The 8,727-nt window shown below is 71.2% G+C and carries 6 protein-coding genes; all 6 read left to right on the top strand.

What is annotated here, in order from left to right:
* Window positions 1-285: 285 nt before the first annotated feature.
* The 6 genes from lepA (at window position 286) to NBX02_RS07650 (ending at window position 8,700) form a co-directional block, all read left to right on the top strand.
* Window positions 286-2,139, top strand: a complete 1,854-nt coding sequence (gene lepA / locus NBX02_RS07625; protein ID WP_250290608.1) for a translation elongation factor 4 — start codon at window positions 286-288, stop codon at window positions 2,137-2,139.
* A gap of 676 nt (window positions 2,140-2,815) precedes the next feature.
* Window positions 2,816-4,153, top strand: a complete 1,338-nt coding sequence (hemW, locus tag NBX02_RS07630; protein ID WP_250290610.1) for a radical SAM family heme chaperone HemW — start codon at window positions 2,816-2,818, stop codon at window positions 4,151-4,153.
* Window positions 4,154-4,370: 217 nt separating this feature from the next.
* A complete protein-coding gene (gene hrcA, locus NBX02_RS07635; RefSeq protein WP_250286553.1) occupies window positions 4,371-5,390 on the top strand; it encodes a heat-inducible transcriptional repressor HrcA in 1,020 nt (339 codons plus the stop codon).
* Window positions 5,390-6,535: a molecular chaperone DnaJ gene (gene dnaJ, locus NBX02_RS07640; protein WP_250286556.1), complete on the top strand. Its 1,146-nt coding sequence runs from the start codon at window positions 5,390-5,392 to the stop codon at window positions 6,533-6,535. The genes hrcA and dnaJ overlap by 1 nt, the downstream gene beginning before the upstream one ends.
* A 68-nt stretch (window positions 6,536-6,603) precedes the next feature.
* Window positions 6,604-7,467: a 16S rRNA (uracil(1498)-N(3))-methyltransferase gene (locus NBX02_RS07645; RefSeq protein ID WP_250290612.1), complete on the top strand. Its 864-nt coding sequence runs from the start codon at window positions 6,604-6,606 to the stop codon at window positions 7,465-7,467.
* A 204-nt stretch (window positions 7,468-7,671) separates the two neighbouring features.
* Window positions 7,672-8,700, top strand: coding sequence for a PhoH family protein (locus NBX02_RS07650; RefSeq protein WP_250290614.1), 1,029 nt, complete (start codon window positions 7,672-7,674; stop codon window positions 8,698-8,700).
* The last annotated feature ends 27 nt before the right edge of the window (window positions 8,701-8,727 follow it).

Genomic DNA, 8,727 nt, shown 5'->3' on the forward strand with positions numbered 1-8,727 from the left:
ACCGTTGCGTCCGGTGGCCGTCGCGGCTGGTGGGCGCCGGTCCGGTGGGCGCTGGGATGGCCGTCAGCTGTGGCCATCGGCGTCCGACGCGGTGAGTCTGATGTGCTAGCCAGGGTTCGCGCCAGGCTCGGGCCAGGCTCGCGTCGGGCCCGTGCCGAGCCCTGGTGCGCCGGTGCCTGCTGCGCCGAGCCTCCTGGTATGCCGAGCCTCCTGGTATGCCGAGCCTTGCGTGTCAGGGCCTGGCACGATGACACAGTCCATCCCGACGAAACGAGAAGACTCCGCGTGCCCCCAGCCTCCGACCCCCGTCGTATCAACCAGGCATCGGTCGACCAGGCGTCGATCCGCAACTTCTGCATCATCGCTCACATCGACCACGGCAAGTCGACGCTCGCCGACCGGATGCTTGGTGTCACCGGTGTCGTCGAGGCCCGTAACATGCGTGCCCAGTACCTGGACAAGATGGACATCGAGCGTGAGCGTGGCATAACGATCAAGGCGCAGAGCGTCCGGCTGCCGTGGCAGGCCGACGACGGCCGCGACTACGTCCTGCATCTGATCGACACTCCTGGCCATGTCGACTTTACCTATGAGGTGAGCCGGTCGCTCGCGGCCTGTGAGGGCGCGGTGCTGCTCGTCGACGCGGCGCAGGGTATCGAGGCGCAGACGTTGGCCAATCTCTATCTGGCGCTCGAGAACGACCTGCAGATCATCCCGGTCCTCAACAAGATCGACCTGCCGGCCGCGCAGCCGGCGAAGTACGCCGCCGAGCTGGCGCAGATCATCGGCTGCGACCCCGCCGACGTGCTGCTGGTGTCGGGCAAGACCGGCCAGGGCGTGCCCGAGCTGCTCAACGAGATCGTCCGGCGGGTCCCCGCGCCCATGGGTGACCCGGACGCCCCCGCGCGGGCCATGATCTTCGACAGCGTCTACGACACCTACCGGGGTGTGATCACGTATGTGCGGGTGGTCGACGGCCGGCTGACCGCCCGGGACCGCTGCCTGATGATGTCGACGCGGGCGAGCCACGAGACCCTCGAGGTCGGGGTGATCTCGCCGGAGGCGATCCCGCGGGAGGGGCTGTCCGCCGGGGAGGTCGGCTACCTCATCCCGGGGGTCAAGGACGTCCGGCAGGCCCGGGTCGGCGACACCGTGACCTCGGCGGCCCGTCCGGCCCAGGCGCCGCTGGCCGGTTACCGTGACCCGCGCCCGATGGTCTACAGCGGCCTGTACCCGATCGACGGCAGTGAGTATCCGGCCCTGCGGGAGGCCCTGGACAAGCTGCAGCTCAACGACGCCGCGCTGACCTACGAGCCCGAGACGTCCGCGGCGCTGGGCTTCGGGTTCCGCTGCGGCTTCCTCGGGCTGCTCCACCTGGAGATCGTCCGGGAGCGCCTGGAACGGGAGTTCAACCTCACGCTTATCTCCACCGCGCCGAACGTGGTCTACCGGGTGGTCATGGAGGACGGCGGCGAGACGATTGTCACCAACCCGAGCGACTGGCCGGCGGGCAAGATCTTCGAGGTCCACGAGCCCGTCGTGGACGCCATGGTGCTGCTGCCGTCCGACTTCGTCGGCCAGGTCATGGAGCTCTGCCAGGGCCGGCGCGGCACGCTGGGCGGGATGGACTACCTGTCGACCGACCGGGTCGAGCTGAAGTACCGGCTCCCGCTCGGGGAGATCATCTTTGACTTCTTCGACGCGCTGAAGTCGAAGACCCGGGGGTACGCCAGCCTCGACTACGAGCCGGCCGGCGAGCAGGTGGCCGACCTGGTCAAGGTCGACATCCTGCTGCAGGGGGAGGCTGTCGACGCGTTCTCCGCGATCGTCCACAAGGACAAGGCGTACGGCTACGGGGTCGCGATGACCTCCCGGCTGCGGGAGCTGATCCCGCGTCAGCAGTTCGAGGTACCGATCCAGGCCGCGATCGGCAGCCGGATCATCGCCCGGGAGAACATCCGCGCCATCCGCAAGGACGTCCTGGCCAAGTGCTACGGCGGTGACATCACCCGCAAGCGCAAGCTGCTGGAGCGGCAGAAGGAAGGAAAGAAGAAGATGAAGACCATCGGCCGCGTCGAGGTCCCGCAGGAGGCATTCATCGCGGCGCTGTCCACGGACGTGTCCAAGAACGGGAAATAAGTCTGCCGTCCGTGGCTGGGCGGTGACTCCGGCCGCCCTCCGGGCGCCGGTGCGGCCGTGCTCCCCCCGGCCTCGCGGGATTCCTCCCGGAGCCGGCGGCCAGGCGGGCCGGTCCGGGAGGCCCGGGCTTCCTGAGCTGTCCGTGTTGCCTGTCCGGGCTGCTCAGGGGGTTCGTGCGGACGAAGGGGGCAGTCGGATGGGTTCGGTGGCGGGTTCGTCATGGCTGGCGGGGCCGGCCGATCCGGCCAGGGTGCCGGATCGGTACTCCGTCGCGTGAGGGGGAAGAAGATCCTCGATGTTGTCGAGGACACCGCGCACGGCGTCGTCATTCATGCGATTTATTTTTCCGGACGCGGGACCACGAGCTCACGACGCTTCACCTATATTGACCAGTCGATTATCAATGTCAGGTCAACGTCGCCACCGGCCGTGGCCGCGGTGGGGTTCCGGGCGTATTCGGCGGCCGTATTGGGCGGTTAAATCCGACAGATCCGATAACTGAATATAAAGATCATAATATAAAGATCATGGAGTGGCTGCGGCCCGGGGCGCCCCGCTCACGGGCCGCGCGGCCCGGGGCGCCCCGTGAGCGGGCCGTACGGCCGTCGAACGGCAGGCGGGCGCTGGAGGCGGGCACGTGTTGGAGGCGGGCACGGTGTCGTGAGTCGGGCACACTATGGTCATGCCGCACATCTCGACGGCCGGCCCGGCCCTCGGTCAGCCCGGCGCAGCCGGCCCCGGCGAGCCGGGCCGCCCGGCACACCCGGCACACCCGGGAGGCCCGCGGGGCACGGGCTCCCCAGCCGCCGGGGGCGGCCTCCAGAGCTGGGACGGTGTGCTCCCGGCGCGGGCCACGGACACCCTCGGCAGCCGCCCGTTCGGGGTCTACGTGCACGTCCCGTACTGTGCGGCCCGCTGCGGCTACTGCGACTTCAACACCTACACCGCGACCGAGCTCGGGCCGGGGGCCGCGATCGGCACGTTCGTGGCGACGCTGGCGGCCGAGTTCCGCCTGGCCCGGGCCGTTCTCGGCCCGGCCGACGTCGCGGTGTCGACGGTCTTCGTCGGCGGCGGGACGCCGACCCTGCTGCCCGCCGAGGACCTCGCGCTGCTGCTCCGGATGATCGACACGGAGTTCGGTCTCGCCGCCGGCGCCGAGGTGACCACGGAGGCGAACCCCGAGTCGGTGGATGCCGCCGCGCTGGAGCGGCTGGCCGCCGCCGGGTACACGCGGATCTCGTTCGGGATGCAGAGCGCCCGCCCACACGTGCTCGCCGCGCTCGACCGCCGGCACACCCCCGGGCGCGTCCCGGACGTGGTCGGCTGGGCGCGCAAGGCCGGCTTCGCCCACATCAACCTCGACCTGATCTACGGCACCCCCGGTGAGTCCGCCCGGGACTGGCAGGAGAGCCTGGACGCGGTGGTCGCGCTCGAGCCCGACCATGTCAGCGCGTACGCGCTGACCGTCGAGGACGGCACCCGGCTGGCCCGGCGGATCCGGCGCGGCGAGCTGCTCCCGCCCGACGACGATCTCATGGCGGACCGCTACCGGCAGGCCGAGGAGGCCCTGACCGCGGCCGGCCTGGGCTGGTACGAGATCAGCAACTGGGCGCGCGGGCCCGCCGCCCGCAGCCGGCACAACCTCGGCTACTGGCGGGGCGCGGACTGGTGGGGCTTCGGGCCGGGGGCGCACAGCCACGTCGGGGGCGTCCGCTGGTGGAACGTGCGCCATCCGGCCTCCTACAGCGCGCGACTCGCCGCGGGCACGAGTCCCGCGGCGGCCCACGAGGAGCTGGACGACGCCGCCGCGCGCATGGAGCGGGTCATGCTCGAGGTGCGCCTGGCCGAGGGCCTCGCCGTCGGGGAGCTCACTCCCCCGGGGCGCTCCCAGGCCGCCCGGCTCGCCGCGGACGGGCTGGTGGATCCCCCGGCGCTGGCGGCGGGACGCGTCCTGCTGACCCTGCGCGGCAGGCTGCTCGCCGACACCGTCATCCACGCTCTGCTGCCGGACTAGCCGCGACCGGCCGCAGCCGTCACCGGAAACACGCGTGGGGTTCCCGGTGGCGGTGACACATTTGTCCGTCTCGCCTGGTCGCCAGGACAGCTACAATTGGCACTCGCGGCAATCGAGTGCCAGAGCGTCCCGCCAGCGGGTTTCCGGCCTCGGCGGCTTCGTGTGGTCGTCGCTGACCTCGCCCGGCGGCTTCAGCGTGGCAAAGGGGTGATACGGCGTGCTGGAGGAACGGCGGTTGGACGTACTTCGCGCCATCGTCGAGGAGTTCGTGCTCAGCAACGAACCCGTGGGCTCCAAGCTGCTGGCCGAGCGCCACCAGCTCGGGGTGTCTCCTGCCACTGTCCGTAATGACATGTCCGCACTTGAGGAAGAAGGCTACATCACCCAGCCGCACACCAGCGCCGGCCGGATTCCCACGGACAAAGGCTACCGCCTCTTCGTCGACCGGCTGTCAGGGGTCAAACCGCTGTCCCGGGCCGAGCGGCGGGCCATCCAGAGCTTCCTGGAGGGCGCGATCGACCTCGACGACGTGGTCCGGCGGTCGGTCCGGCTGCTCGCCCAGCTGACCCGCCAGGTCGCGGTCGTGCAGTACCCGTCGCTGTCGTGCAGCAGCGTCCGGCACATCGAGATCGTGACAATCACGCCGGTGCGCCTGCTGCTCGTACTGATCACCGATACCGGGCGGGTCGAGCAGCGGGTCGTCGAGATACCCGAGCCGGTGGACGACCCGACCGTCAGCGAGCTGCGCACCGTGCTCAACGCGGCGCTGAACGGGCGTCGGCTGGCGGACGCGCCCGAGGCGGTCGCCAACCTGCCGGACGAGGCCCGGCCGGGGCTGCGTCCACACCTGAACACGCTGATCACGGTCGTGATGGAGGCGCTGGTCGACAAGCCGGAGGAGCGGATCGCTCTGGCGGGTACCGCCAACCTGACGCGTTCCGCCATCGACTTTGCCGATACGCTGCGTCCGCTTCTGGAAGCTCTGGAGGAGCAGGTCGTTCTGTTGAAACTGATCGGCGAGGTACGGGACCTCGATACCGTCACGGTCCGTATTGGCCATGAAAACAACGTGGATGCGTTGCGTTCCACATCGGTGGTTGCGACGGGGTACGGTCGCGGGGCGTCCGCGTTGGGTGGCCTGGGAGTGGTCGGTCCAAGGCGGATGGACTATCCAGGAACCATGGCGGCCGTCCAGGCCGTCGCCAAGTATGTGGGTGATCTCTTGGGTGCCGACTGATGGCCACCGACTACTACGAGGTGCTCGGCGTACGCCGGGACGCCTCGAACGACGAGCTCAAACGGGCCTACCGCAAGCTCGCCCGCGAGCTGCATCCCGACGTCAACCCCGACCCGGAGGCGCAGGCCCGCTTCAAGGCCGTGACCGCGGCCTACGAGGTCCTCTCCGACCCGGAGAAGCGCCAGATCGTCGATCTCGGCGGGGATCCGCTGGCGCCCGGCGGGGGAGCCGGCGGGTCGTCGTTCGGAGCCGGCTTCGGCGGCCTCGGCGACATCATGGACGCCTTCTTCGGTGGCGGTGCCAGCCGCGGGCCGCGTTCGCGGGTGCGCCGGGGCAACGACGCCCTGCTCCGTCTCGAGCTCGACCTCTCCGAGACCGCCTTCGGCACGACCCGGGACATCACCGTGGACACCGCCGTGGTGTGCGGTACCTGCTCCGGGGACGGCGCGGCGCCGGGCAGCCATCCGGTGACCTGCCCGGTCTGCCACGGGCGCGGGGAGATCCAGCAGGTCACCCGCTCCTTCCTCGGCCAGATGGTCACCTCCAGGCCGTGCACCCGCTGCGGCGCCACCGGGACGGTGATCGAGCACCCGTGCCGGGAGTGCGGCGGCGACGGCCGGGTCCGCAAGCGGCGCAGCCTCACCGTCAAGATCCCTTCCGGGGTCGAGGACGGGATGCGCATCCGGCTGTCCGGCGAGGGCGAGGTCGGCCCGGGCGGTGGCCCCAACGGCGACCTCTACGTCGAGGTCCAGGAGCGCCCCCATCCGGTGTTCACCCGGGAGGGCGACGACCTGCACTGCGAGCTGCGCGTCCCGATGACCGCCGCCGCGCTCGGCAGCACCTGCACGCTGGACACGCTCGACGGCAGCGAGACCATCACGGTCAAGCCCGGCACCCAGCCCGGCCATGTGATCACCATGAGCGGCCGGGGTATCCCGCACCTGCGTTCGGTCGGACGCGGCCACCTGCACATCCACGTCGTGGTCGAGACCCCGACCAGGATCGACGCCGAGCAGGAGCGGCTGCTGCGCGAACTGGCGAAGCTGCGGGACGAGGAGCAGCCGGCGGTCATCTCCGGCGGCAACGGCTCCGCCGACGGCCAGGGCTTCTTCTCCCGGCTGCGCGGCTCCCGTGGCACCCGGTAAGCGTGACCGTCGGTGACCCCCGAAGGGCGGCCTGACCGCTGACCGCACCCCTGTTCCACCAGGTACCGGTGCCGGACACCGCCGAGCTGACGTTGGCCGGCGCCGAGGGCAGGCATGCGGCGACGGTACGGCGGCTGCGTCCCGGCGAACGGCTGGATGTCACCGACGGGAGTGGCGTTGTCGCCGAGTGTACGGTCGTGCGCTGCCGGCGGGACGAGCTCGACTGCGCGGTGGGGCGCCGGGTCGTGCACCCGGCGCGGCTGCCCCGGCTCGTGGTGCTCCAGGCGCTGGCCAAGGGCGACCGCGGTGAGCTCGCGGTCGAGCTCATGACCGAGGTGGGGGTCGACGAGATCGTCCCCTGGGCGGCCTCCCGCTCGGTCGTGCGCTGGGCGGGGGAGCGGGGCGCCCGCGCTCACGAGCGCTGGTCGGCGACGGCCCGCGAGGCGGCGAAGCAGTCGCGGCGGGTGTTCTGGCCGCGGGTCGCCGCGCTCGCCGACACCGGCGCCGCCGCCGCCCGGCTCGCCGCGGCCGAACTCGCCGTGGTCCTGCACGAGGAGGCCGCCGAACCGCTGGCCCGGATACTCGCCGCGGCGACGACGACCAGCACGGCAGTGACCAGCACGGCAGTGGCTGGCGCGGCAGCGGTCACCCCGGCAGTGGCCACGGCCGCCATGACGGCCACGGCGGCCATCGCCGGGCCGGCCAGTGCCCGGGCGGCGGCCGCGTCGCCCGGCGGACCGGCGGGTGCCCGGGCGGCGGAGATCGTCGTGGTGGTGGGCCCGGAAGGCGGGCTCACCGACGTCGAACTGGAGGTGTTCGCCGCGGCCGGGGGGCGGCCGTCCCGGCTCGGTCCCACCGTGCTGCGGACGTCGACCGCCGGCGTGGTCGCCGCCGCGGTCGTCCTCTCCCACACGTCCCGATGGGAGCGTTAGATCATGTACCCGGTGTGCCCGCGGCCGGTGTCCCGCCGGCCTTCGTTGTGCCTGTCGTGCCGGCTGTTGTGCTGGTACGGCCAGTGCGACGACCGGCCCGGCAGCCGGCCCGGGAGGTCCGACCGGCCTGAGGATCGCTACACTGAAGGACCGTACTGACTCATGTCGTTCGAGAGGTCCCGTGGCCGGCGCCGGCCGCAACCCATGACCGATTCCACCTCCCAGTCCGACCAGCGGACCGTCACGCGCATCGTCGTCCCCGGTGCGCACAGCATGGTGAGCCTGCTCGGCCACCAGGACGAGCTGTTGCGTGTCGTCGAACAGGCGTTATCGTCCGACGTCCACGTCCGGGGCAATGAGATCACCATCACCGGCCCGCCGGAGGAGAACGCGCTGGCGGCCAGGCTCTTCGCCGAGCTGATCGCCGTGCTGGAGTCCGGGGCCGAGCTCACCCCCGCCCACGTGGACCACTCGCTGTCGATGCTGCGCAGCGGCAGCGAGGAACGCCCGGCCGAGGTGCTCACCCTCAACATCCTCTCCAGCCGGGGCCGGACGATCCGGCCGAAGACGCTCAACCAGAAGCGTTATGTGGACGCGATCGACGCCCACACCATCGTGTTCGGCATCGGCCCGGCCGGTACCGGCAAGACGTACCTGGCCATGGCCAAGGCCGTGCAGGCGCTGCAGTCCAAGCAGGTCAACCGGATCATTCTGACCCGCCCGGCGGTCGAGGCGGGGGAGCGGCTCGGCTTCCTGCCCGGCACCCTCTACGACAAGATCGACCCGTACCTGCGCCCGCTGTACGACGCCCTGCACGACATGGTCGACCCGGACTCGATCCCGCGGCTGATCCAGAGCGGCACCATCGAGGTCGCGCCGCTGGCGTACATGCGCGGGCGGACCCTCAACGACGCGTTCATCATCCTGGACGAGGCGCAGAACACCTCCGTCGAGCAGATGAAGATGTTCCTCACCCGTCTCGGCTTCGGCTCCAAGATCGTTGTGACCGGGGATGTCACGCAGGTGGACCTGCCCAGTGGCACCCGCAGTGGCCTGCGGGTGGTCCGGGAGATCCTCGACGGGCTCGACGACGTCCACTTCGCGCTCCTGACCAGCACGGACGTGGTGCGCCACCGGCTGGTCAGCGAGATCGTCGACGCCTACGCCCGGTGGGACGCGGCAAGCGCGCCGCGGCCCCGGCCGGCCCAGGCCGGCCGCCGGGACCGGCGATGACGGGCCTGCCGGCCGGCAGGCCGGGGC

Origin of the sequence: Protofrankia sp. CiP1_Cm_nod1 (genome assembly GCF_920888515.1) — a bacterium.
In the GTDB taxonomy this organism is placed as follows: domain Bacteria; phylum Actinomycetota; class Actinomycetes; order Frankiales; family Frankiaceae; genus Protofrankia.

What these genes read in the sequence shown, in the direction of transcription:
- dnaJ (WP_250286556.1), top strand. Translation starts at nt 5,390, where the DNA reads ATGGCCACCGACTACTACGAGGTGCTCGGCGTACGCCGGGACGCCTCG.
- hemW (WP_250290610.1), top strand. Translation starts at nt 2,816, where the DNA reads ATGGTCATGCCGCACATCTCGACGGCCGGCCCGGCCCTCGGTCAGCCC.
- NBX02_RS07650 (WP_250290614.1), top strand. Translation starts at nt 7,672, where the DNA reads ATGACCGATTCCACCTCCCAGTCCGACCAGCGGACCGTCACGCGCATC.